Genomic DNA, 532 nt, shown 5'->3' on the forward strand with positions numbered 1-532 from the left:
TCACGGACGACAGCCGATATCTGGCCGCGCTGAACAACCTCTCGCGCGTGCTCCGGCCGGGCGGCTACGCCATCCTGTCGGAGAATCTCCTGCACCGTGGGCCTGAGTACACCGAACACCAGGTCAACCGTACGAAGGATTGGATCGTCTCCGCGCTGGCGGATGCCGGATTCGAGATCGAGCGGCGGGTGCCCATGCTCTACCTGATGAATGCTCAGGTCGATGCCCCGCCGACCTGGCGCAAGCTGTGGGGCGGCGCGTTGCGCGCGGCGACCCTGACGCCGCCCACCGGCTGGTTGGCGGGAGCCGCGTTGTATCCGATCGAGCGGCAGCTGGTCAGCCGGACCGGTGAGAGCCCGACCACCGAGATGATGATCTGCCGCCGCGTCTAGTGCCCCGTAAAGCCGGTCTCTTGACGTCTGTGGCGCCCAGGCGGCGCCTCGCTGCGTTGCCGTCGTCGTCCGATGTACCAGCATCGACCTCCTCCGGCGCCTTGCGAGGCATCCACCTGGAACACCACAGCCGTATCAAG

Annotated in this window: 1 pseudogene; it reads left to right on the forward strand. The window is 66.9% G+C overall.

The window, feature by feature from the left end:
• Window positions 1–392: pseudogene (locus ELR45_RS39050) on the forward strand (class I SAM-dependent methyltransferase); the annotation flags it as partial.
• Window positions 393–532: the final 140 nt, after the last annotated feature.

Source organism: Phytoactinopolyspora endophytica (genome assembly GCF_004138495.1).
GTDB classification, from domain to species: Bacteria; Actinomycetota; Actinomycetes; order Jiangellales; family Jiangellaceae; genus Phytoactinopolyspora; species Phytoactinopolyspora endophytica.